This window comes from Ferruginivarius sediminum, from assembly GCF_003344765.1.
Classification (GTDB): domain Bacteria; phylum Pseudomonadota; class Alphaproteobacteria; order Kiloniellales; family Rhodovibrionaceae; genus Ferruginivarius; species Ferruginivarius sediminum.
Genome location: NZ_QPMH01000002.1, coordinates 284255 through 305664 on the forward strand (window position 1 = coordinate 284255; position 21410 = coordinate 305664).

Annotated in this window: 22 protein-coding genes; 12 read left to right on the plus strand and 10 right to left on the minus strand. The window is 67.1% G+C overall.

Annotated features, from left to right (window positions below):
- Positions 1-9 precede the first annotated feature (9 nt).
- Entirely contained in the window at positions 10-1578 is a 1569-nt protein-coding gene (locus DRB17_RS03280) for a GMC family oxidoreductase (protein ID WP_114580733.1), read from the plus strand.
- A 181-nt stretch (positions 1579-1759) separates the two neighbouring features.
- Here DRB17_RS03280 and DRB17_RS03285 read toward each other — a convergent pair whose 3' ends face one another.
- The gene (locus DRB17_RS03285; RefSeq protein WP_206607763.1) at positions 1760-3106 is read right to left on the minus strand and encodes a globin-coupled sensor protein; all 1347 of its coding nucleotides are present in this window, start codon (positions 3104-3106) and stop codon (positions 1760-1762) included.
- Positions 3107-3291: 185 nt separating this feature from the next.
- Here DRB17_RS03285 and DRB17_RS03290 point away from each other — a divergent pair, with 185 nt between their 5' ends.
- The 5 genes from DRB17_RS03290 (at position 3292) to DRB17_RS03310 (ending at position 8469) form a co-directional block, all read left to right on the plus strand.
- Positions 3292-4308 carry a DUF6352 family protein gene (locus DRB17_RS03290; protein WP_114580735.1) on the plus strand — a complete coding sequence of 339 codons (1017 nt, stop codon included), beginning with the start codon at positions 3292-3294 and terminating at the stop codon, positions 4306-4308.
- Positions 4309-4555: 247 nt separating this feature from the next.
- Complete coding sequence (locus DRB17_RS03295) at positions 4556-5716, plus strand: M24 family metallopeptidase (protein ID WP_161958680.1); 1161 nt, start codon at positions 4556-4558, stop codon at positions 5714-5716.
- Between the two features lie 63 nt (positions 5717-5779).
- Positions 5780-6787 (plus strand): succinylglutamate desuccinylase/aspartoacylase domain-containing protein, encoded by a 1008-nt coding sequence (locus DRB17_RS03300; RefSeq protein ID WP_114580737.1) that lies wholly within the window; start codon positions 5780-5782, stop codon positions 6785-6787.
- 33 nt (positions 6788-6820) lie between these two features.
- Positions 6821-7276: a hypothetical protein gene (locus DRB17_RS03305; RefSeq protein ID WP_114580738.1), complete on the plus strand. Its 456-nt coding sequence runs from the start codon at positions 6821-6823 to the stop codon at positions 7274-7276.
- A 107-nt stretch (positions 7277-7383) separates the two neighbouring features.
- Entirely contained in the window at positions 7384-8469 is a 1086-nt protein-coding gene (locus DRB17_RS03310; RefSeq protein WP_114580739.1) for a hypothetical protein, read from the plus strand.
- Positions 8470-8507: 38 nt separating this feature from the next.
- On the opposite strand, the gene DRB17_RS03315 is transcribed toward DRB17_RS03310, so the two are convergent.
- A complete protein-coding gene (locus tag DRB17_RS03315) occupies positions 8508-8990 on the minus strand; it encodes an RT0821/Lpp0805 family surface protein (RefSeq protein ID WP_114580740.1) in 483 nt (160 codons plus the stop codon).
- Positions 8991-9261: 271 nt separating this feature from the next.
- Here DRB17_RS03315 and DRB17_RS03320 point away from each other — a divergent pair, with 271 nt between their 5' ends.
- Both DRB17_RS03320 and DRB17_RS03325 read left to right on the plus strand, forming a co-directional pair.
- A complete protein-coding gene (locus DRB17_RS03320) occupies positions 9262-9486 on the plus strand; it encodes a hypothetical protein (RefSeq protein ID WP_114580741.1) in 225 nt (74 codons plus the stop codon).
- Between the two features lie 140 nt (positions 9487-9626).
- The gene (locus tag DRB17_RS03325) at positions 9627-10172 is read left to right on the plus strand and encodes an NUDIX hydrolase (RefSeq protein ID WP_114580742.1); all 546 of its coding nucleotides are present in this window, start codon (positions 9627-9629) and stop codon (positions 10170-10172) included.
- 7 nt (positions 10173-10179) lie between these two features.
- Here the strand turns inward: DRB17_RS03325 and DRB17_RS03330 are convergent, their stop codons facing one another.
- Positions 10180-11031, minus strand: coding sequence for an EamA family transporter (locus DRB17_RS03330; RefSeq protein ID WP_114580743.1), 852 nt, complete (start codon positions 11029-11031; stop codon positions 10180-10182).
- 116 nt (positions 11032-11147) lie between these two features.
- Positions 11148-11894: an XRE family transcriptional regulator gene (locus tag DRB17_RS03335; protein ID WP_114580744.1), complete on the minus strand. Its 747-nt coding sequence runs from the start codon at positions 11892-11894 to the stop codon at positions 11148-11150.
- A 417-nt stretch (positions 11895-12311) separates the two neighbouring features.
- Between DRB17_RS03335 and DRB17_RS03340 the strand changes: the two genes are divergently transcribed.
- Entirely contained in the window at positions 12312-13667 is a 1356-nt protein-coding gene (locus tag DRB17_RS03340) for a hypothetical protein (protein ID WP_114580745.1), read from the plus strand.
- Between the two features lie 176 nt (positions 13668-13843).
- Positions 13844-14857: a methyltransferase domain-containing protein gene (locus DRB17_RS03345; protein WP_161958681.1), complete on the plus strand. Its 1014-nt coding sequence runs from the start codon at positions 13844-13846 to the stop codon at positions 14855-14857.
- Positions 14858-14861: 4 nt separating this feature from the next.
- Here DRB17_RS03345 and DRB17_RS03350 read toward each other — a convergent pair whose 3' ends face one another.
- The gene (locus tag DRB17_RS03350) at positions 14862-15791 is read right to left on the minus strand and encodes a LysR family transcriptional regulator (RefSeq protein WP_114580747.1); all 930 of its coding nucleotides are present in this window, start codon (positions 15789-15791) and stop codon (positions 14862-14864) included.
- A 157-nt stretch (positions 15792-15948) separates the two neighbouring features.
- On the opposite strand from DRB17_RS03350, the gene DRB17_RS03355 reads away from it, so the two are divergent.
- Positions 15949-16368 carry a DoxX family protein gene (locus DRB17_RS03355; protein ID WP_114580853.1) on the plus strand — a complete coding sequence of 140 codons (420 nt, stop codon included), beginning with the start codon at positions 15949-15951 and terminating at the stop codon, positions 16366-16368.
- Between the two features lie 38 nt (positions 16369-16406).
- A complete protein-coding gene (locus DRB17_RS03360; RefSeq protein ID WP_114580748.1) occupies positions 16407-17072 on the plus strand; it encodes a glutathione S-transferase family protein in 666 nt (221 codons plus the stop codon).
- 238 nt (positions 17073-17310) lie between these two features.
- On the opposite strand, the gene rplS is transcribed toward DRB17_RS03360, so the two are convergent.
- From rplS to ffh, 5 genes are all read right to left on the minus strand, one after another.
- Positions 17311-17745: a 50S ribosomal protein L19 gene (gene rplS / locus DRB17_RS03365; RefSeq protein WP_114580749.1), complete on the minus strand. Its 435-nt coding sequence runs from the start codon at positions 17743-17745 to the stop codon at positions 17311-17313.
- On the minus strand, positions 17745-18521 hold the full coding sequence (trmD, locus tag DRB17_RS03370; protein WP_114580750.1) for a tRNA (guanosine(37)-N1)-methyltransferase TrmD: 777 nt from the start codon (positions 18519-18521) through the stop codon (positions 17745-17747). The genes rplS and trmD overlap by 1 nt, the downstream gene beginning before the upstream one ends.
- 73 nt (positions 18522-18594) lie before the next feature.
- Positions 18595-19173, minus strand: coding sequence for a ribosome maturation factor RimM (gene rimM, locus DRB17_RS03375; RefSeq protein WP_114580751.1), 579 nt, complete (start codon positions 19171-19173; stop codon positions 18595-18597).
- 33 nt (positions 19174-19206) lie between these two features.
- Positions 19207-19650, minus strand: coding sequence for a 30S ribosomal protein S16 (rpsP, locus tag DRB17_RS03380; RefSeq protein ID WP_114580752.1), 444 nt, complete (start codon positions 19648-19650; stop codon positions 19207-19209).
- Positions 19651-19726: 76 nt separating this feature from the next.
- A complete protein-coding gene (gene ffh, locus DRB17_RS03385; protein WP_114580753.1) occupies positions 19727-21145 on the minus strand; it encodes a signal recognition particle protein in 1419 nt (472 codons plus the stop codon).
- Between the last annotated feature and the right edge of the window lie 265 nt (positions 21146-21410).

Here is a 21410-nt window from a genome sequence, read left to right on the forward strand (position 1 = left end):
GACGCGGTCATGGCCAAGATCGGATACAAGGACGACAGCGCGGTCGTCATCATCGGCTCGGGGGCCGGCGGCGGCACGCTGGCGAACGAGCTGTGCCAGAAGGGCATCAAGGTGGTGGTACTGGAGGCTGGCAAGCGCCACACTATCGACGACTTCACCAACGACGAGTGGGCGGCGTTCGGCCAGCTTTCCTGGCTGGACAAGCGCACCACCTCGGGCAACTGGCGGGTGGCGAAGGACTTCCCGAACCTGCCGGCGTGGATCTGCAAGACCGTGGGCGGCACCACGGTGCACTGGGCCGGCGCCAGCCTGCGCCTGCAGGCGCACGAACTGCAGGCGCGGAGCACCTACGGCGAGATCGACGGCGCCAACCTGCTGGACTGGCCGCTGACGCTGGAGGAGCTGGAGCCCTACTACGCCAAGGCCGAGGACAAGATGGGCGTGACCCGCACCAACGGCATCCCCGGCCTGCCCGGCAACAACAACTTCAAGGTGATGTACGCCGGCGCCACGCGGCTGGGCTACAAGGAGGTGCACACCGGGCGCATGGCGATCAACAGCCGGCCGCGCGACGGCCGCAACGCCTGCATGCAGCTCGGATTCTGCTTCCAGGGCTGCAAGTCGGGCGCCAAGTGGTCGACGCTCTACACCGAGATCCCGAAGGCGGAGGCGACCGGCCAGCTGGACCTGCGCCCGCAGTCGCATGTGCTGCGCATCGAGCACGACGACAGCGGCAAGGCCAGCGGCGTGGTCTACGTCGACAAGGACGGCAACCAGCAGCGCCAGGCCGCGCGCGTGGTGGCGGTGGCCGGGAACTCGATCGAGACGCCGCGGCTGCTCCTGAACTCCGCCAGCAGCGCCTTCCCGGACGGCCTGGCGAATTCCTCCGGCCAGGTCGGGCGCAACTACATGCGCCACATGACCGGCTCGGTCTACGGCGTCTTCGACAAGCCGGTGAACGCCTACCGCGGCACCACAATGGCCGGCATCGTCCAGGACGAGGCGCACAACGACCCGGCCCGCGGCTTCGTCGGCGGCTACGAGATGGAGACGCTGTTCCTGGGCACGCCGTTCATGGCGGCGTTCCTGGATCCCGGCGCCTGGGGCGCGGAGTTCGCCGGCGACATGGACGCCTACGACCACATGGCCGGGATGTGGCTGGTCGGCGAGGACATGCCGCGCGAGGGCAACCGCATCACGCTGCACGACAGCGAGACGGACCAGTACGGCATGCCGATCCCGAACGTCCACTTCGACGACCACCCGAACGATATCGCCATGCGCAGCCACGCCTACAGGCAGGGTTCGGCGGTGTACGAGGCGGCCGGGGCCACCAAGACCATCGAGACCCCGCCCTACCCCTCGACCCACAACCTCGGCACCTGCCGGCAGAGCGCCAAACCTGCCGACGGCGTGTGCAACAAGTTCGGCCAGAGCCACGACGTGGCCAACCTGTTCATCTCCGACGGCAGCCAGTTCACCACCGGCGGCGCCGAGAACCCGACGCTGACCATCGTCTCCCTGGCCATCCGCCAGGCCGACTACATCGCCGAGGAGATGGGCCGGAAGGCGATCTAGGCTTTCAGTCGTCGCTGCCCCGGCGGGGTGGGCGGCCCCCCTCCGGTCGCCTTTCGGCCACCTGTCTCCCCCGCCGGGGAGACGACTGATCGTGGCGCGATCAGCCACTCGGTGGCTTCCCCGACGGGGGAAGCTGCCCGAAGGGCTGAAGGGGCGCCTGAACGCGGACGGCTCGGTCGATCTAGGCGGCCTTGACGCGTCGCAGGAACTCGGGCGCTTCACGGCGCAGGCGATCCGCATGCTCGCCGAGTTCCTTGGCGGCATCGACGACCTGTGCGGCGGCCGATGTCGTATTGCTGGCGGCTTCCTTGACCTCGCCGACGCCATTGTTGACGTCCCGCGTGCCGGTCGCGGCCTCACGCACGTTGCGGGTGATCTCCCGCGTCGCGGCGCCCTGCTCCTCCACCGCGGAGGAGATGGTGGTGGAGATCTCGTCCATCTGCCGGATGGTGTCAGAGATGCGTTCGATGGCGCCGACGGCATCCTGCGTCGCGGTCTGCACGCGCTCGATATGCCCGGAGATCTCTTCCGTCGCCTTGGAGGTCTGCCCGGCCAGCGACTTGACCTCGTTCGCGACCACGGCGAAGCCCTTGCCGGCCTCGCCTGCGCGCGCGGCCTCGATGGTGGCGTTGAGCGCGAGGAGATTGGTCTGCTCGGCGATGTCCTGGATCAGCTTGACGACGTCGCCGATCTTGTCCGCCGCCTCGTTCAGGCCGCGCACCTGGGAGGTGGCGTTGTCTGCCTCTCCCCGCGCCGAGTTGGCGATGCGCGTCGATTCGCCCACGCGCCGGCTGATCTCGTCGATCGAGCCGGTCAACTGCTCCGCCGCCGCCGCGACCGTCTCGACGTTGGCCGAGGCCTGCTCCGACGACGCGGACAGCGAGGTCGCCTGCGAGCCCGCGTTCTCCGCGATGCCGTTCAGGGAGGAAGCTGTCCGATCGAGCTGTCCGGCGGCCGAGGCGATCTTGCCGGCAATCTCGCCGATGCTTTCGTCGAACGCGCCGGCGATCTCGTCCACCAGCCGCTGTTTCGTCGCCTCGCCCTCGTCGAGGTAGATGGAGATCGCCCGCTCCATGTCGAACATCGCCGCTTTGGTGATGGCGGCGGTCGCGGCGCTGCGCTTGTCCTCGTTCGAACGGCCGAAGCGGTCGCGGTAATGCCGGCTGACCCGGTCCAGCATGCGGGTCAGGATGAAGCTGTAACCGCCGATGTACCAGCGCGGCGAGAGACCAAGGCGCGCATGGGTCTCGCCGATCTTGCGCACCGATTCGACGTAGTCGGGCCCGAAATTGCCGGAGAGGATCTCGCTCCAATGCTCGATCTGCTTGTCGCGGGCGTAGTTCACCCCCGATTCGCCGTTGAACATCTCCATCAGGTGCGACCAGCCGCGCAGGTGGCGATAGAACTCGTCCATGATGCCTGGCAGCTCGCGCTGGATCAGCGGCCTGACCTCGGCCAGTGCTTCCCGCGTGTGCTGGTCGATCTGGAGAAACTCGAGATAGCGGTCGTCGTCGCGCGCGCTTGCCATGAGGTCCGCCCCCATCCTGCGATTGCCGATACTGGTATTTTGCGTTGACCCGTGTGGAATACGGGTGTGGTAGCGCTGCAATTGCTAGGTGTACCGCCCTTAAGGTACCGTTAATTTAAGCCAAATATTTTACTTAAAACTCGGTACCTCTGGACAGCGCCGGTCGCCGGGCCTTAAGAGGGGGCATGCACGATTTCTGGCGCGACAGCGGGTATCTCTTGCTGACGGCTTGTCCGGATGGCCGCCTGCAGGTCACCGACGACTTCCTTCGGGCCTACTTCCTGCGCCCGGAGGTGCAGCCGGTCGAGGAATCCTGCGACGCCGAGCGGCGCCTGCACCGTGCTCTGCTCGACAACCCGCGCGAGGCGGTATCCGCCGCCCGGCTCGAAGAACTGGCCGATCCGGACGCGCAAGAGAACTATCGGATCGTGCTGTCGTTCCGCGACCGGCTGGTGCGGGCCGCGTGCCTGGAGGACGCTTATCTGGGCCTGTTCCTGGAAAACGGGCGCGTGCCGGTACCTCCGCTGTTCGTCGACCAACTGGCCCATGTCCTGATCCGCCACGTTCTCGATGGTTGCACGGACCCCTTGCGCATCCGCGCGGGTGAGTTGTTCTTCCGCGAGCAGGCGGTGACGATCAATGACGGCTTCATCATGGCCGCCGACGCGGAAACCGTGGAGACGCACGCCTCCAGCGGCGGGTTCGGGGATCTGGGACGCCTGGTCAGCCAGGCGCAGACGCCGCTGCGCACACTCGACCTCGACGTGCTGAACGAGGACAACGCGGCGATTTACTGGGAGCGGGCGGAGCGCTTCGATACCGTCCTCAACCTGAACTTCGCCGGCGCTGGCCTGGATGCGCTGTGCCGTGTGCTGGAAGCCTGGATACGGCATTTCCTCGACGTCGACGTCTCCATCCAGCCAGTCCAGCAGATCAGCGACGAACGCTGGGTCTGGCACATCGGCCTGGACCGCGAGGCCAGCCGGCTGCTGGACGACCTGTGGAACGGGGTGGAGCCGGACGAGGCGCGCCTCGCCCGCCTGCTGTCGCTGTTCCGGATGGAATTCAAGGACCCCGGCATGATGCCGCAAGCCATCGCCGGCCGCCCGGTTTATCTGGGCCTGATGACGGACGAGGGTGGGCGCCTCAAGCTCAAGCCGCAGAACCTGCTGGTGAACCTGCCGCTGGCCGAGCGGGGCTAAGGACCTTCCTGAAAACGAAATCGGGGCGGGAGGTTTCTCCTGTCCCGCGGGCTGCGCGCTTGATCCGGTGACGAAATCGCGATGCGACTTGAGCGGGAATGTCGCGGTTAGACGCGGACGGGTCGCGTCCTGTGGGGTATTTGTTTCGCCTGCTCCCCTATCGCTGCCGGGAAGCCACTGCGGAAGCCGACGGCATCGTGCCGCGGTATCCAGAAAAATGCGCTCGGGCTTGAGCGAAGGGGGAGACATGCGGCGGCGCGACGACCTGGTATTCTCGATGGCGGAGTATGAACGCCGACTCGGCAACCTGCGCGCGGAGATGGAGCGGCGCGCCCTGGACGCGGTCATTATCACCACGCCGGAGAACCTGTTCTACCTGACCGGCTACCAGACGCCGGGCTATTATTATTTCCAGTGCCTCGTCGTGCCGCTGGAGGGCGAGGCCTTCATGGTGACGCGGCTGCTGGAGGATTCCAACGTCCAGACGCGCACGTGGGTGGAGTACAGCCGTCCCTACGCCGATACCGATTCGCCCATCGGTTCGCTGCACATGGCGATGAGCGAGTTCGGGCTGTCGCGTGCCCGCATCGGCTATGAGAAAAGCTCCTACTTCTTCCGGGCGGGCGAGCAGGAGCAGCTTATCTTCGCGATGGAGGAGGCCCACCTTCAGGATTGCACCGGCATCGTCGAGAGCCTGCGCCTCATCAAGTCGCCGGACGAGATCGCCATGATGCGCGAGGCGGGCAAGACCACCATGGCCGGCATGCAGGCCGGCATTGATGCCACCCGCGCCGGGATCAGCGAGAACGATATTGCCGCCGAGATTCATTACGCCATGATCAAGGCCGGCAGCCACTATCCGGCGATCTCGCCGTTCGTGGCCTCGGGCTGGCGCTGCGCGGTCGGGCACGCCACCTGGGAGGATCGGATCATCCAGGATGGCGAATGCGTGTTCCTGGAGGTCGGCGGCTGCCGCAACCGATATCACGCGCCGATGATGCGCACCGTGGTCTGCGGCGAAATCCGCGACGAGGTGGCCGAGGCCGAGGAGGTCATCAACGAGGCGGTGGCCGTGGCGCGCGCGGAGATGCGGCCGGGCATCACCGCGGGCGACATCGACCACATGTGCCGGCAGTACCTGGCCCGTTATTCCAAGGGCGGCACCCAGTCGACGCGCTCCGGCTACTCCGTCGGCATCGCCTTCGCGCCGGACTGGGGGGAGGGGCATATCCTCTCGATCCAACCGGACGAGCACCGCTATCTGGAAGAGAACATGACCTTTCACCTGATACCCTGGCTGCAGGTGCCGGGCATCGCCGGTGTCGGGATTTCCGAGACGGTGCTGGTGACGAAGGATGGTTGCGAGACCCTGTTCGACGGCTTCGACCGCAAGGTCATCTCGAAGTAGTCTGGCCTCAAGCGAATCCGACGGGACACGAACGAGCCAGCACAACGCATTAAAGGAGGCGATATGACGAGCGAGCGGTCGATGATCGGCACGACGGTGGACTATAACGCCGACGGCAAGCAGTTCGGCCACCTGATGGTGCCGAACTCGCGCAACGAGTCGGCGTGGGGCACGCTGATGCTGCCGATCGTCTGCATCCGCAACGGCGACGGGCCGACGATGCTGCTGACCGGCGGCAACCACGGCGACGAGTACGAGGGGCCGCTCGCGATCCTCAAGCTGCTGCGCCGGATCGATCCGGCCCGGTTCAACGGGCGCCTGATCGCCATGCCCGCGCTCAACCTGCCGGCGATGCGGGCGGACGCGCGCATCTCGCCCATCGACAACGGCAACATGAACCGCAGCTTCCCCGGCCACCCGCGCGGCACCATCACGCAGCGTATCGCCCACTATGTGTGGTCGGAGCTGATGCCGCTGGCCGACTGCGTGATCGACCTGCACTCCGGCGGCCATTCGCTGAACTTCGTGCCGTCGGCGGTGATGCACGAATTGGACGACAAGGACATGATGGCGCGCGCCGAGGCCGCGCTGCGGGCCTTCGGCGCGCCGATCTCGCTGCAGTTGAAGGAGCTGGACGCCGTGGGCATGCTGGACACGGCGGCGGAGGAGATGGGCAAGCTGTTCATCTCGACCGAGCTTGGCGGTGCGGCGATGGTGACGCCGGAGACCGTCGGCGTCACCGACCGCGGCCTCGACAACCTGCTGAAGCACTTCGGCATGCTGGAGGGAGAGCCGACACCGCCGGAGCAGCCGACGCGAATGATGAACACGCCGGACGGCGCCTTCACGATGTCCACCGCCGACGGCCTTTACGAGCCGGTGGTCGAGCTTGGCGAGGAGGTCGAGGCCGGGCAGCTTCTGGGCCGCGTCCATTTTGTGGAGGAGCCGGAGCGCGAGCCGGTCGAATTTCACGCCGCCATCGGCGGCGTCCTGTACAGCCGCCGGGTGCAGGGATGGACGGCGCGCGGCGACACGCTGGCCGTCGTTGCCCGCGATCTTCCAGGCGCCTGAATCCACCGTCACGGCCAGGAAGGAGAACGCGTCATGGCCGAGAATGAAGTCATCATCGGCGAGGGAACGGGCGTCGAGGTTGCCCGGATCATCACCCACCACGGCTTTTTCTTCGGCCATTACGACGCCGAGCTGGAGCAGCGCCAGCTCCCGGCCAGCGACGGCCTCGACGCGAGCAAGGTGAACTGGCCGGAGCAGGCCATCCTGCTGCGCGTCATGCATCGGATCACGCGGGTGCGCCGCATCTGGGACGAGGACTTCCCCGGCGAGGTCGAGTCCGTGAAGTCGAAGCGCGTCTATCTCTGCAAGGGCGCCGAGGTCGTGCGCAGCCGCAAGGACCTGGAACGCTTCAAGCGGCAACTGCGCGACTACGACGGGGCTGATCGCCTTTTGAAGCTGGGCAACGTGGAGGCCGTCGTCGTGGTGCCGGAGCGCCGGCTGTGGGGCAAGATGCGCCAGGGCGAAACGGTGGGCGGCCAGGCCGGTTGAGGCTTGCCCGTTTCCGTGCCGCCGGGAGCGATGGCCCCGCAGTCATTCACTGGAAATTGACGTCGGCGGAGCATTCTGGATTTGTGTTCGAATCCAGGAGCCGGATCATGGTCGCGATGCGCGCGCTGGCAATTGCTATAGTCTGCCTTTTCGCTACGACCGGTTTTCTCGACGACGCGTCGGGCGCCGGTCCGGTCGGCCAGATCGAGCGGGATATTCGTGAGGCCGGCGGCGCGGTGGCGTTCCGCTACCGCTTTCAGGATGCTTCCGGGCAAACCCACCAGCTCAGCTTCAGGCTGCCGGCAGGTGCCTACCGCGCGGCGCGGCACGGGCTGGAGCGGCCGGACGACGATGCGGTGAAGCGTCGCTTCCGCGACCGGATGGCGGAAAGGGTCGCGCGCAGCCGCACGGAGTGGCAAACGGCGCTGACCGCCAGGCTGGAGGTCTTGGCGGACACGCTTCCCGACGGTGTAACGCTGTCCCACAGCTTCGAGGACGGCAAGCTGAGCTGGAGCCTGAACGGCAAGGGCGTTACCCGCGACCGCCTGAACGAGTTGGGCCGGCAGATGAGCCAGCGGATCTCTCAGGCCAGCCGCCGACTGGAGGCAAGCAAGCAGCGCGAGGTGCGAAGCTATGCCGAGCGGCTTCGCGAGGACATGTACCGGGAGCTTGCATTCACCCGCGACCCTGGATTGGGGAACGACCTATTGCGCCCTGACTACCGCAAGGTCGCGAGTCGGTCCGCCGCGCTGATGCGGCCCCTGGCCGATGCGATCGCCCAACAGGCTGGCGGCGACCGCCGCGCGCGGATCGAGTTGGCGCTGGCGTTCCTGCAGGGCATCCCTTATGACCGATTGACCGACCGGGACGCCTCGAACGGCATTGGCTTCGCCGTGCCCGCCCAGATGCTGCACCTCAATCGTGGTGACTGCGACAGCAAGGCCACGATGCTGGCCATGCTGATGGACCATCTGGCACCTGCGGTCGAGAATGCGATTTTGCTGTTGCCAGGTCACGCGATCCTGGCCGCGGCGCTGCCGGTGCGTGCCGGCGACCGGACGATGAAGCTGGACGGCCGCACCTATGTCCTGATGGAGCCTGCCGGCCCCGCCGTGCTGCCCGTCGGCCGCATCGGCGACGATAGCCGCCGCCTGCTGCGCGACGACCGCGTGCTTTCCGTCGTCAGGATGTGACGCCAGCCGCTCGCGCCGGGGGGGACGGGGCGTGGAGGCTACGAGTTGACGATTTTCCACGAACCGTCCGGTTGGCGGCAGGCGGTGCCGTAGGCCTGCTCGGTCTTGCCGCCAATGGTCACCGTCTGCTGGAACTCCCGGCAATAGGTGCCGTCGTTGCGCTGATAGGTCTCGGTCGGCTGCACGCTGCCGCTATGGCCGCTGTCGGGATTCTCCCACCTGGAAACCTCGCCCGTCTTGTTGTGTTCAAGCGCGTCATGGGTGGTTTCCGCGGCCTTGGCCCTGTCGGCACGGTCCAGTGAGCGGCCGATGGAAAGCCCGGCAAGCCCGCCGATCACCGCGCCGGCTGCCGTTGCCGCAAGCTGGCCTCTGCCGTCGCCCACCTTTGACCCGAGGAAGCCGCCGATTGCCGCGCCGGAGAGGCCGCCAATGGTCTCTTTGGTGCCGGGCCCCCCGTTCTGCGCGCAACCCGCCACGGCGAGTGCGAGTGCCAGCGCCACGCTCAAAGCCCCTGACCGCATCGCGATAACTCCTCTTGCCGCCATCGACTTGAATCCGCTTCGGGGACTAACCCGAACGATCGGCGTTTACAATCTCACGCCGGCCGTAAATGGCCGTTGAATAAAATCGACATGCCGCGATGACGAAATTGTCACCGTAAAGTCGGCGGGAACCGGCATATGGCGATTGAAAGGCCGTACGGTCTCCCTCCAAGCGGATTTGAGCCGAATCAACGTCCCCTCGGCTTAAAACTGTGATTATGCGGCTTTCGACAAGCTCGGGAGCACGGCGATGGGCGAGCATCTGAACGAGTATCTCGACATCCTGGAAGAGGATCCGAAATACAGGGATTTCGTGAAGAACGATCCGCACCAGGCGATGTCGGAAGCGCGGCTAAGCCACGACGAAAAGGCGGTCTTTCTTTCCGGCGACCCGGACAAGGTGGCGAAGGAAACCGGCAAGACGCTCTCGCCGGCGGTCCGCGACGTCATTACCGAGGTGGGGAAGCACCTGTAACCGGTGCCTGCCCATCGAGCGGGTAACGGACTGGTAAAACGCCATTGCGGGCGCCTTGTTCCAGGCTGCCGTGACGGCGACGTCAGCCTTGAGCGCCCCGGGTCTTGCCGTGCCCCCGTCGCGACGCCACACTTGCGCCGATGAGCGAGCACGCCAACAACTTTTCCCGACGCGTCCCGGCCGGCGACGACCGGGACCGGCTCGTCTGCGACGACTGCGGTTTCGTCGTTTACGAGAACCCGAAGATCGTCGTCGGCGCGGTGGTGCATCTTGGCGAGCGCATCGTCTTGTGCCGCCGGGCCATCCCGCCCCGCCTGGGCTATTGGACGCTGCCGGCCGGCTATCTGGAACTTGGCGAGAGCCCCGAGGCGGGCGCGCGGCGGGAGGCTTGGGAAGAGGCGCGCGCCGATATCGAGATCGAGCAGCTCCTGGGCGTTTATTCGATAGAGCGGATCAGCCAAGTGCAGTTGATTTACCGGGCGTGCCTGCGAAACCCGCACGTTGAGGCAGGCCCCGAGTCGGCGGAGGTCGCACTGTTCCGCTGGGAGGAGATCCCCTGGGCGGAGATCGCCTTTCCTTCCGTCAATTGGGCGCTCGGCCACTTCCGTGAAACGCGGGCGCAGACGACCTTCCCCCCGCGCCGCAACCCGGAAGGCGCAACCGGGAGCATGCGTCAGGAAGTGTGACCGGCACTCACAACGCGCCGCTTCCCTGCAGCACGACAGCGCCGCAGGCGACGGCGGCCGCCGCCGCGACTCGCCGGGTGCCGAACGGCTCGCCCAGCAGCCGCGTGCCGATCACGGCGGCGACCAGGACCGAGGTTTCCCGCAACGCCGCCACGTGCGCCATGCCGCCGAAACTCATCGCCCAGATGGTGATGCCGTAGGACAGGCTCGACAGCAGGCCGCCCAGCAGGCCGCGCAACGCGTTCCGCCGCACCGTGTAAGCGAGGCTCCGCCGGCGCAGCCAGGCGCAGATCGCCGCCATCGCGAAGCCCTCGGTCAGGAACACCCAAGCGATGTAGGCGAACACCTCGCCCGAACGGCGGACGCCCATGCCGTCGGCGACGATATAGCCGCCGACGGCGAAGGCGGTCAGCACCGCGAAAAAGACGCTACGGGCGTCGCCGCCAAGACCGCCGCGCCGCCACGCGAGGCTGAGGATGCCAAGGCAGACCAGGGCGATGCCGCCGGCTTCCGGCAGGCTCAACGCTTCGCCGGCAAAGAGCCATGCGCCGGTGGCCACCAGCGCCGGGGCCATGCCGCGGGCGATCGGGTAGACCTGGCTGAGGTCTCCGGTGCGATAGGCCGCCAGCAGGAAGGCGTAATAGAAAAGGTGGATAAAGAAGGAGGCCGCGATGAACGGCCAGCTTGCGACGGCGGGCAGGGGCAGGACGACGGCCACCGGGATCCACGGCAGGGCTGCGCCGGCCATGACCAGGGCGAGCGTCGCCGTCCGGTCGTCGCCGGTCTTGACCATGGTGTTCCAGGTCGCGTGTATGACCCCTGCGAAGATGACCGCCGCCGCGGCGCCGGCTTCCAGCACGTGTTCACTCCCTATGGATTGAGACCCCCGGCCAATTGGGGTTAGCGCGCGGAACCGGGGCCGTCCAGACAAAATTGCCTGAAGACCGCCTGGCGTTCAGCGCACAAGGATGACGCCTACGTCCGTCCGCCGCGCCAGACGGCGCGCCCGATGATGGTCAGGCGCTGCAATTCGTCCGCGTCGAGTTCCGCCGCCGGGAATGTCGGATTGTCGGAACACAGGCGGACCGTGGCCGGTGGCTGGAAGTCCAGACGCTTCAGCACCAGGGCGCCGGCGATGTTCAGCACATATATCCGGCCGTTCTGCAACTCCTGGTCGGCGGTATCCACGACCACGAGATCGCCGTCCTGGATATGCGGCGACATCGAATCGCCGCTGGCCCGCAGGACCGCGAGGTCGCGCGCGTTACGGCCAAGCTCCTCGTGCACCCAGCTTCCCTTGAAGGCGAGGTGGTCCACGACATCGTCGGGCTGCGCCAGGCTGCCGCCGCCCGCCGACGGCCGCGCGGCGTAAAGCGGCAGGAACACCAGCCCCTCGCCCGGCTCCTCCGCGACGGGGCTCCAGTCCATGGCTTGCTCGCCAAGGCCGGGGACGCTCCAGTCGCCCGATTGACCGGCGGTGCGAGCCGCCTCGTTCGAGCCGTTCTGCAGGCGAAGGCTCAGCAGTTCGCTGAACGGCGTGCCGGTCTGCGAGGCGAAAAGCGCCAGGAAGTCGATATCCGGCAGCCGCTCGCCGCGCTCGTACATCGCCAGGGAGTTCGGGTGGACGCCCAGCATTTCGGCAAACGCCGCCCGCGCCGTCGCGCCCCGCACATCTTTGAGTTTTTCACCAAGGGTATTCATGACACGATAGTGGTTATTCATGATCAATCCGAAGGCGCCCGATGGGCTCCGGCGACGGACACGGCTCTTTCTTCTCCTAAAATCGGATACATATCAATGTCCTATCCGGGCAGGGTCGGGTGCGCCTTCCTGACGCTTGGACTGCAACCATAATTATGTTTACAGATAAACATTATCGTGTATAAAGTGCGCCACGAACGTTGCGGCTGATACCCGTCGGATACCGGCTCCGGTTTCTTTCGGCCAGGAAAATGCAGGCATGACGATCTCTCCGCGCGGCTGCGGCCAGCATATGCATTCGTGTGCCGAAGGTCACGACCGCAGCGGGATTTTCCGTCCGTCCCTCTTCTCTGTGAGTGCAGAGACGCGGCGGCGGGCCGTTCGGCCGCACAAGCCCATCCCCCTTTCAAGTTCCATTCGATCCATTGGAGACCGTGCATGACAGACCTTCCCCCCTGCGGCCTGTTCGAGACGGCGGGCGGTGACATCGCGATGCATCTTGAGGAAGCCGGCATGCGCCTTGCCGGCATCGGCAGCCGGCTGGAAGACGCGCTCGCCGCCACGCGGGGGCTGCCCGGCGGCGCGGCCGAAAGCCCGCTCGTCATCGCGGGCGGCAGGGTCACGCCGAGCGCCGCGGTGCATGCCATAGATACGCAGGACCGCGCCGGCGTCGACGAGGTGGCGAACATCGTCCAGGCCAATCACCCGGACGGCCGCCTGCTGCTGATCCGGGTGGCCTCCGCCGAGCGGACCGTCGTGGTGAGGCATCAAGCCGGCGGCGCGGGCGAGGTGCGGCTGGCCGACGGCAGGGATCTGACGCTGGACGCGCCGGGCAAGTGGCTGCTGCTGAAGCGCAGCGGGACGCAGTGGGAGGAGATCCTTCGCACGCACGGCTTGGATCGCGCGGCCGCGCGCGCCTTCGATGGCTTCGTCGACCCGGTGCTGGACCGTGCCGATGCCGGGGCGCTGGACGGTGTGGACGCGCTGAACGGCGGGCCGCTGGCGGGGATGCGCAATCGCCTGATCAACGGCGACTTTCGCATCAATCAGCGCGGCTTTGGCGGCGGCTGGCTGGCCGCCGGCGCCTACGGCTACGACCGCTGGGCGGCCGGCCCCGACGGGGCGGACGTCACGGCTGGACCGGGAGGGCTCGTCACCTTGCGAGGTGGCTCGGTGGTGCAGCCCATGGAGGCGCCGGAACTTGCGGGGCAGACAGTCACGGTTTCGGTCGAGGAGCCGTCGGCCGATCTGGATGTGTCCGTTGCCGGCATGACGCGGCGCGTCGTCGCCGGTTACGGCCGCCGGGGCGCCAGCTTCGAGCTTCCCCGCACCGTGACGGAAACCGTGCATGTTGAGTTGGCGGTTGCGGGCGAGCCCGCAACCTTCCGCCGTGTGCAGCTTGAACCGGGCCGCGTCGCCACGCCGTTCGAGCATCGCTTCCGCGCGACGGAAGAGGCGCTTTGCCAGCGGTACTATTTCCTGCGGGCCGGAGACACCGCGCTCTATGCCGGCATGACGGCCGAGACGGCTGATGCGCGCGTGTTCATTCCCACGCCCGTGACCCTGCGCTCGGTGCCGGCGATCCGGCCCCTGGAGCCGCCGCTGCGTATCGAGGCCGTGGGGAACGGGGCCGTGGATTCCAGCGCCTCGGCATTGGCCCGGTTGAGCCTGGAAACCGGCGGTATCGCGGGCATGTTCCGGGCCAGGCGCGTCGGCGGTTTCCAGTGTCTGACCGTCCGCCTGCTTGGCGGCGGGAGCGGGATGATCGAGTTCGATGCCGAGATACCCGTGTAGCCAGCGGGCCGCCAACTCGCACGCGTGCGAGTTGCGTTCGCAGCAGCGCGCACAGGTTTATGCGGATTGGCGCAATTGCATCTGTTAGGTTAATGCACGCTGGAAATATCAACCTTAGATATCGTCCGCCCGATTGCCGCGCAGCCGGGCTTGGGCGGCTGGGCACAGAGGGACGCATGACAGTCGAAACCAAGGTATCGACGAAGTACGAGCCGGAGGAACTGTGGTTTCCCTGTTCCCTGGACATCATGGGATGGGACGAGCATTTCCACAACCTGATGCTCAACGACCGGCTGCGGATGGCCGTTTACAAGAAGGCGGTGAAGAACGCGATCGAGCCGGGCATGGCGGTCCTCGACCTGGGCACGGGCACGGGCATCCTGGCGCGCTGGGCGCTGGAAGCGGGTGCGGCACGTGTCTACGGCATCGAGGTCAGCCGCAAGATCCTGGATATCGCCGAGGCCAACCTGGCGCAGGCGGGTGTCGCGGATCGCTTCACGCCCATCAACGACCTGTCCTACAACGTCGAGCTGCCGGAGAAGGTGGACATCATCGTCTCCGAGATCATCGGCAACATCGGCGACAACGAGGACTGCGCGCCGATCCTGGCGGATGCGCGCGACCGCTTCCTGAAGCCGGGGGGCACCATGCTGCCCCAGCGCTTGACGCCGTATTTCGTGCCGGTGGCCTCGCCGGCGACGAACGCGCAGATCCAGCGCGGCGTGTGCAAGTCGATCAGTGCGGAACAGGATCTGCAGGTGCTGCTGGACCGGCTTGGCGTGGCGGACCCTTGCGAGGTCTACTACGATGTCGTGATCCCGCGCAGCCGGCATTTGGCCGAGCCGCTGGCGGGTCGGACCCTCGACTTTTTTAGTGACGGGGGCGAAACCGCCTACTCGTTCAGCCTGACCTTCACGGCCACGGCTGACGGCGAAGTGACCGGCATCAAGGGATATTTCATCGCCCAGTTGACCGACCGGGACGTTCTCGACATCTCAGGCGACGATCCCGTTTCGGGCACGGCGTCGGATAGCTGGAAGCACTGCTACATGCCGCTGGCACGGCCCTTGAGGGTCAAGGCCGGGGATCGGATCCGCCTCGACGTCGAGCGCTGGCCGGAGAAAAACGAGTCCTCGGCCTTCGCCTTCCGCTACCGCTGGCGCGCGGAGGTGCTCGGCGACGGCGCCTGAGGTCTCAGCCCACGGCCCTTGAAGGCGCCTGCGCCGCCGCCTGCCGGCCTTCGAGCAGCGCGCGGCGGCGCGACAGGCCTTCGCCGACGAGGTCGAGGAAGGCGCGCACGCGCGCGGTCTGCTTCAGGGCCTTGTGGGTGATGACCCACAGCTCGGTGGTGACGTCGTCGATGATGGGGCCGGCCCGGCGCAGGTCGGGCTCGGGATCGCCCAGATAGCATGGCAGGATAGCCAGCCCGATGCCGGCCTTCACCGCCACGAGCTGGTTGATGATGCTGCTGCTGCGGTAGACGACGGCATCATCCGCCGCGTTGGCGGCCAGCCAGCCGGCCACCTTCACCTGGGTGACGGCCTGCTCCCAGCCGATCAGGTCGTGGCCGCGAAGCGGATCGTCATCGCCGTCGCCGCCGCCGTGCCCGGCCAGATACTCCGCGCTGCCGTAGAGCGCCCAGACGATATCGGCGATCTTGCGGCCGAACAGGTCGCCCTGCGTGGGCCGGGTCGCGCGCAGGGCTATGTCGGCCTCGCGACGGGACAGGTCGAACTGCCTGTTGTCGAGCAGCAGTTCCAGGTGAATGCCGGGATGGTGCCGGCGGAAACTTGCCAGCTCGTCGGTCAGCAGCCGGTAGGCCAGCGTCTCGGACGAGGTGATGCGCAGCCGTCCGGACAACCGTGTGTCCCGGCCGGTCAGGTCGCGGTCGACGGCGATGATTTCGTGCTCCACCCGGTCGGCGGCATCGATCATGCGCTCGCCGGCGCCGGTTGGATGGAAACCGCTTGGCGTGCGGTCGAAAAGGCGGACCGCCAGGCGCGCCTCCAGCCCATCGAGCCGCCGATGAACAGTGGAGGCGTTCACGGCCAGGGCGCGGCCGGCCGCGGCAAGCGAACCCCCACGCGCGATCGCCAGCACGTACCGCAGATCGTCCCAGTCCATCCGTTTTCCCTTTGCATTCATGCAAAGCGCATCCGTGAAATCGCAAAATGCAATGCGTAAGGGCATGTCATACCTTTTCCGGCAATGACGCAAGCCCCTGCGGATGCATCGCGGGAGGTTGGCGGAACGATTTGCGATGAAGAGAAAGGAATTCGCCATGAACAACCGCGCAGCCGATTACGGCGCGCTGACGCTTCGCGTGGCGTTGGGCGTCATGTACCTTGCCCATGCCGGGCTCAAGATCTTCACGTTCTCGTTGGCGGGAACGGCCGCATTCTTCGAGGCGCACGGCTTCCCCGGCTGGAGCGTCTATCCGGTCGTGACAGCCGAGGTTGTCGGTGGGCTCATGCTGATCCTGGGCGTGCTGGCGCCGTGGGTGGCGATGAGTCTGGTGCCGATCCTGCTGGCCGCGGCGACGGTCCATCTTCCCAACGGCTGGGTGTTCTCGAACGAGGGCGGCGGCTGGGAGTACCCGATCTTCCTGGCGGTCGCATCGCTCGTACAGTGGCTCATCGGCAGCGGCGCGCATGCGCTCAAGCCCACGCTTTCGAGCGCGGGCTCACGGTCACCGGCGTGACGAAGCCGGCTGCCCATCCGGCCAATCGGAGGATCGAAATGTCCGACGACAAGCTCGAACTCGTGAGCTTCCACCTCTGCCCTTATGTGCAGCGGTCCATCATCGTGCTGCTGGAAAAGGACATTGCGCACAAGCGCACCTACATCGACCTGTCCAACAAGCCGCATTGGTTCCTGGAGATCTCGCCGCTGGGCAAGGTGCCGGTTCTGCGCGTGGACGACGAGGTGCTGTTCGAATCGGCGGTGATCTGCGAATACCTCGACGAGGTGACGCCGGATTCGCTGCTGCCGGTGGAGCCGATCGCCAAGGCCAAGCAGCGCGCGTGGATCGAGTTCGGCTCCAGTCTGTTGAACGAGATTGCCAAGTTCTATTCCGCGCCGGACGCCGAGACTTTCGAGGAGCGGCGGGCGGAGATCGCCCGGCGGTTCGCCCGCCTGGAAACGGTGCTGGGTGACGGCCCGTTCTTCGACGGGGAGCGCTTCTCGATGGTCGACGCCGTCTTCGGCCCCGTCTTCCGCTATTTCGACGCCTTCGAGACGGCGGGCGATCTGGGCTTCTTCCAGGATACGCCGAAGGTGCAGGCCTGGCGCCGCACACTGGCCGGTCATCCGTCCGTCCGGGATGCCGTCGTCGCCGACTTCCCCGAGCGGCTGCTGACGTTCCTGAAAAAGCGGCCCTCCCATCTGGCGACGCTGCTCCACTGAGCCCGCGCAACCAGCGAAGGCCGATACGAAAAGGCCCTGTCCGAGCGCCGGACAGGGCCTTTCTTTTCGTCGTGGCCGAAGCCGTCAGGTCAGCTCAAGCGTGTGACAGCCAGCGCGACGACCGGCTCAGCGCCTTGGAACGCCTTGGCGCCAAGCGCTGGCACAACGAGCCCGCCGCACCGGACGGGCCGGGCAGCGGGCGTGCAAAGGTCGTGACAGCCGGGCCGGTGGCCGGCGATCAGCGTTTGGCGGCCGGGTTCTTGCCAGCCTTCGCGGCGGCGCGCTCGGCGGCGGCTTCCTTGGCCGCGGCGCCGGTCGTCTTCTCGGCGATGCGGGCCGCCTTGCCGCGCAGGCCGCGCAGGTAGTACAGCTTCGCCCGGCGGACGTCGCCGCGGCGCAGAAGCTGGATCGAATCGATGCGCGGCGAATAGAGCGGGAAGATACGCTCGACGCCCTCGCCGTAAGAGATCTTCCGCACGGTGAACGAGGAGTTCACGCCGCGGTTCTTCTTGGCGATGACGACGCCGTCGAACGCCTGAACACGCTCACGGTTGCCCTCGACCACCTTGACGTTGACGCGCACCGTGTCGCCGGCGGAGAAGTTCGGAATGGTCTTGCCTTCGCTGAGGCGGTCCATCTCCGCCTTTTCGAGCTCTTGGATAATCGCGTTCATCACTCGTCGTCCTTCGTCGCCTGGTCGTTCTGTTTCGGCGTTTTCTCCGCGACGTAGCGCGCCCAGAGGTCCGGGCGCCGCGCCTCGGTGATCCGCTCCGCCTGTTCCCGGCGCCACTGCCGGATCCGCTCGTGATGGCCGGAGAGAAGCACCTCCGGCACCGGGCGGCCCTGCCAGTCGGCCGGGCGTGTGTACTGCGGGTACTCCAGAAGCCCCCGCTCGAAACTCTCGTCCGTCTCGCTCGCCTCGTTGCCCATCACGCCGGGCAGCAGGCGAACGATCGCGTCCAGCGCCAGCATCGCCGCGACCTCGCCGCCCGAAAGCACGAAATCGCCGACGCTCAATTCCTGAACGCCGCGGGCCTCCAGCACGCGCTCGTCAACGCCTTCGTAGCGTCCGCACAGCAGCGTCAGCCCCGGCTCCGCCGCCAGTTCGCGCACCACGTCCTGGGTCAGGACACGGCCTCGGGGCGACAGGTAAACCACGGGGCCGGGCCGGCCGGCCACCGATTCCAGCGCCCGGTCAACCACGTCGGGGCGCATCACCATACCTGCGCCGCCCCCGAGCGGCGTATCGTCGACGGAGCGGTGTTTATCGCGCGCGAAGTCCCGGATGTCCAGGGCTTCCAAACGCCACAGACCGCGCTCAAGCCCTTTGCCAGCCAAGCTGATCCCAAGCGGCCCCGGAAACACCTCCGGGAACAGCGTCAGGACCGTTGCCGTCCAGGCCTCGGCACCCTCCGTTGCGGCCCCGGCGCCGGTCGCGCCATCGCTCATCGTCCGCTCCAAGGCTGCGCTTTATGCCCATTCGCAGCCAATTTGTCCACCCCGGGAAGGCTGCCGGGACCGTTCAATCGCCTTCCGACCCGTCGTTATCCGCAGCGTTGTCGGCGGGTTCGGGCTCGCCCACCTCTTCCGGCGGCTCGGCAACGATTCGCCCGGCGGCGAGGTCCACAACGGGAACCGCTTCCCTGGTGAACGGCAGTACCCGCTCGCGCCCCTTGTCGTCCGCCAGCTCCAGCAGGTCCCCGGCGCCATGGTCGGCGACCGCTACCACCCGGCCCAGCGGCCGGCCCTGGCGGTCCTCCACCGGCAGGCCGATCAGGTCGGCGTGGTAGAAGGTGTCCTCTTCTTCCAGCGCCGGCAGCACCGAGCGGTCCACGTAGAGGCGCGTGCCCTTCAGCGCCATCGCCGCGTCGCGGTCGGCCACGTCCTTCACGGAGGCCAGCACGACGCCCTTGTGGACGCCGTGGATGGTCAGCTCGAAGCGGCGGCGCCCGGCCTCGTCCTCGACGGGGCCATAGGCGCCGACATCCTCCGCCTGCTCCGTGAACGGCTTGATGCGCAGCATGCCGCGCACGCCGTGGGCGCCGACGACGACGCCCAGGCAGACCCGCTGGCCGACATCCTGTTTCGCCGGTGGGGCCATACCGTCCTCGCCGCCGCTGGCTTGAGCGGGCGCTTACTCGCTCTGGGCCGTCTCTTCGCCGCCGCCCTCGGCCGCCTCGGCGCTCTCGTCAGCCGCCCCGGCGGTTTCCTCGGCTTCCTTCGCGGCGGCCTCGGCCTCGGCCTTGCGCTTGGCTTCCTCGGCGGCGCGCTCCTGCGCCTTCGCTTTCGGCTGGTTCTTCTTCGTCTGTTTCGGAACGTCGCGCGCCGGCATCAGCTCAGCCTGGGTCAGCAGGCGATGCACCCGGTCCGTCGGCTTCGCGCCCTGCTCCAGCCAGTACTTGGCCCGCTCGGCATTGATCCGGTAGCGCTCCGGGTTGTCGGGCGCCACGATCGGGTTGAAGAAGCCCAGCCGCTCGATGAAGCGGCCGTCGCGCGGGGAGCGCGTATCCGCCACCACGATACGGTAGAACGGCCGCTTCTTGGCGCCGCCGCGGGCCAGTCGAATCGCAAGAGCCATCGTCGTCCTTCTCTCTTCCTTCGTCGGCGTATGCTGTTATTGCCTGTATTCCAGTCGTATTGGCGGCGGGCCTCGCTCAGCCCCGGCCGCCCGGGAAACCGCCAGGAAAGCCGCCGCCGGGCATCCCGCCGCCCGGCATGCCGCCACCGCCGCCGCCCATGCCGGGCAGGCCGTGGCGCATCAGGCCCTTCTTTCCCATCTTCTTGACGCGCTTCATCATGCGCTGCGCCTCGGTGAACTGCTTCAAAAGCTTGTTCACGTCCTGCACCGTGGTACCGGAGCCGCGCGCGATGCGCTGTTTGCGCGACGCCTTGATAATCTCCGGCCGGCGCCGCTCGTTCTTCGTCATCGAGGAGATGATCGCGAGCTGGCGGCCGATGGCCTTCTCGTCGAACTGGGCGTTCTTGACCTGCTTGCCCATCTTGCCGAGCCCCGGGATCATGCCCATCAGCTCCTGCATGCCGCCCATCTTTTGAAGCTGGCGGAATTGCTGGGCCAGGTCGTCCAGGTCGAACTTGCCCTTCTCCAGCTTCTTCTGGAGCTTCTGCGCCTGCTCTTCCTCGAACGACTCCTGCGCCTTCTCGACCAGCGAGACGACGTCGCCCATGCCCAGGATGCGATTGGCGATCCGGTCCGGGTGGAAAGCCTCCAGCGCGTCCAGTTTCTCGCCCACGCCGATCAGCTTGATCGGCCGGCCCGTCACCTGCCGCATCGACAGCGCCGCGCCGCCGCGCGCGTCGCCGTCCACGCGGGTAAGGACGATGCCGGTCAGCTCGACCGCCTCCTGGAAGTTCTGCGCCGTCGTCACCGCGTCCTGGCCGGTCATGGAGTCGGCGACCAGCAGCGTTTCCGAGGGCTTCGCCGCGGCCTCGACCTCCTTGACCTCGTCCATCAGTTCCTGGTCGATGGACAGGCGGCCGGCGGTGTCCAGCAGCACGACGTCGTAGCCTTCCAGCGCCGCCTTCTGCAGGGCGCGCTTGGCGATGGCCTTCGGCGGCTCGCCCGGAACGTTGTCCAGCGTGTCGACGCCCACCTGCCAGCCAAGCTGGCGCAACTGGTCCTGCGCGGCCGGACGACGGACGTCCAGCGAGGCCATCAGGACCTTCTGCTTCTGCTTTTCCTTCAGGCGCTTGGCGATCTTGCCGGTCGTCGTCGTCTTGCCGGAGCCCTGCAGGCCCACCAGCATGATCGCCGTCGGCGGTTCCTTGCGAAGCTGGATCTCCGACTGCTCGCCGCCCAGCATCTCCGCCAGGCGGTCGTGCACGATCTTGACGACCTGCTGACCGGGCGTGACCGAGCGCAGCACCTCCTGCCCGACCGCGCGCTCGCGCAGGTCGGCGACGAACTGCTTGACGACCGGCAGGGCGACGTCCGCCTCCAACAGCGCCACGCGCACCTCGCGCAGCGCGTTGTCGACATCCTTCTCGTTGAGGGTGCCGACCTTGCTCAGCCCCTCGAAGACCTTGCCGAGACGTTCCTGTAAGCTGTCGAACATCAGCCCGCTTTCGTATCCCTGTGCCGCCGGACGATTTCATGGCCCGGGGCGCCGAACCAAACACCATTGCCGCCAGTGCGCGAACCCTCGCGGACTGACGGAGCTTCCCCGCCGCATGCGGTTACTCGGAAGCCGGGATCTCTCCCTGTCGGGAATTTGGTCGCGCGGAACTTACGGCGCCAGGGGTGGGGCGTCAAGTGGGTGGGATATTGCCAAGAACAGTCAATCATGCCGGGCGCCCCCGCCCACTGCACTCCGTGCCCAT

Coding starts and splice junctions, on each gene's coding strand:
- DRB17_RS03290 (WP_114580735.1), top strand. CDS start 3,292: ATGCACGATTTCTGGCGCGACAGCGGGTATCTCTTGCTGACGGCTTGT.
- DRB17_RS03280 (WP_114580733.1), top strand. CDS start 10: ATGGCCAAGATCGGATACAAGGACGACAGCGCGGTCGTCATCATCGGC.
- DRB17_RS03285 (WP_206607763.1), bottom strand. CDS start 3,106: ATGGCAAGCGCGCGCGACGACGACCGCTATCTCGAGTTTCTCCAGATC.
- DRB17_RS03335 (WP_114580744.1), bottom strand. CDS start 11,894: ATGAATAACCACTATCGTGTCATGAATACCCTTGGTGAAAAACTCAAA.
- DRB17_RS03295 (WP_161958680.1), top strand. CDS start 4,556: ATGCGGCGGCGCGACGACCTGGTATTCTCGATGGCGGAGTATGAACGC.
- rimM (WP_114580751.1), bottom strand. CDS start 19,173: ATGGCCCCACCGGCGAAACAGGATGTCGGCCAGCGGGTCTGCCTGGGC.
- trmD (WP_114580750.1), bottom strand. CDS start 18,521: ATGAGCGATGGCGCGACCGGCGCCGGGGCCGCAACGGAGGGTGCCGAG.
- DRB17_RS03345 (WP_161958681.1), top strand. CDS start 13,844: ATGACAGTCGAAACCAAGGTATCGACGAAGTACGAGCCGGAGGAACTG.
- DRB17_RS03320 (WP_114580741.1), top strand. CDS start 9,262: ATGGGCGAGCATCTGAACGAGTATCTCGACATCCTGGAAGAGGATCCG.
- rplS (WP_114580749.1), bottom strand. CDS start 17,745: ATGAACGCGATTATCCAAGAGCTCGAAAAGGCGGAGATGGACCGCCTC.
- DRB17_RS03315 (WP_114580740.1), bottom strand. CDS start 8,990: ATGCGGTCAGGGGCTTTGAGCGTGGCGCTGGCACTCGCACTCGCCGTG.
- DRB17_RS03355 (WP_114580853.1), top strand. CDS start 15,949: ATGAACAACCGCGCAGCCGATTACGGCGCGCTGACGCTTCGCGTGGCG.
- DRB17_RS03300 (WP_114580737.1), top strand. CDS start 5,780: ATGACGAGCGAGCGGTCGATGATCGGCACGACGGTGGACTATAACGCC.
- DRB17_RS03360 (WP_114580748.1), top strand. CDS start 16,407: ATGTCCGACGACAAGCTCGAACTCGTGAGCTTCCACCTCTGCCCTTAT.
- DRB17_RS03325 (WP_114580742.1), top strand. CDS start 9,627: ATGAGCGAGCACGCCAACAACTTTTCCCGACGCGTCCCGGCCGGCGAC.
- DRB17_RS03350 (WP_114580747.1), bottom strand. CDS start 15,791: ATGGACTGGGACGATCTGCGGTACGTGCTGGCGATCGCGCGTGGGGGT.
- DRB17_RS03340 (WP_114580745.1), top strand. CDS start 12,312: ATGACAGACCTTCCCCCCTGCGGCCTGTTCGAGACGGCGGGCGGTGAC.
- rpsP (WP_114580752.1), bottom strand. CDS start 19,650: ATGGCTCTTGCGATTCGACTGGCCCGCGGCGGCGCCAAGAAGCGGCCG.
- DRB17_RS03310 (WP_114580739.1), top strand. CDS start 7,384: ATGGTCGCGATGCGCGCGCTGGCAATTGCTATAGTCTGCCTTTTCGCT.
- ffh (WP_114580753.1), bottom strand. CDS start 21,145: ATGTTCGACAGCTTACAGGAACGTCTCGGCAAGGTCTTCGAGGGGCTG.
- DRB17_RS03305 (WP_114580738.1), top strand. CDS start 6,821: ATGGCCGAGAATGAAGTCATCATCGGCGAGGGAACGGGCGTCGAGGTT.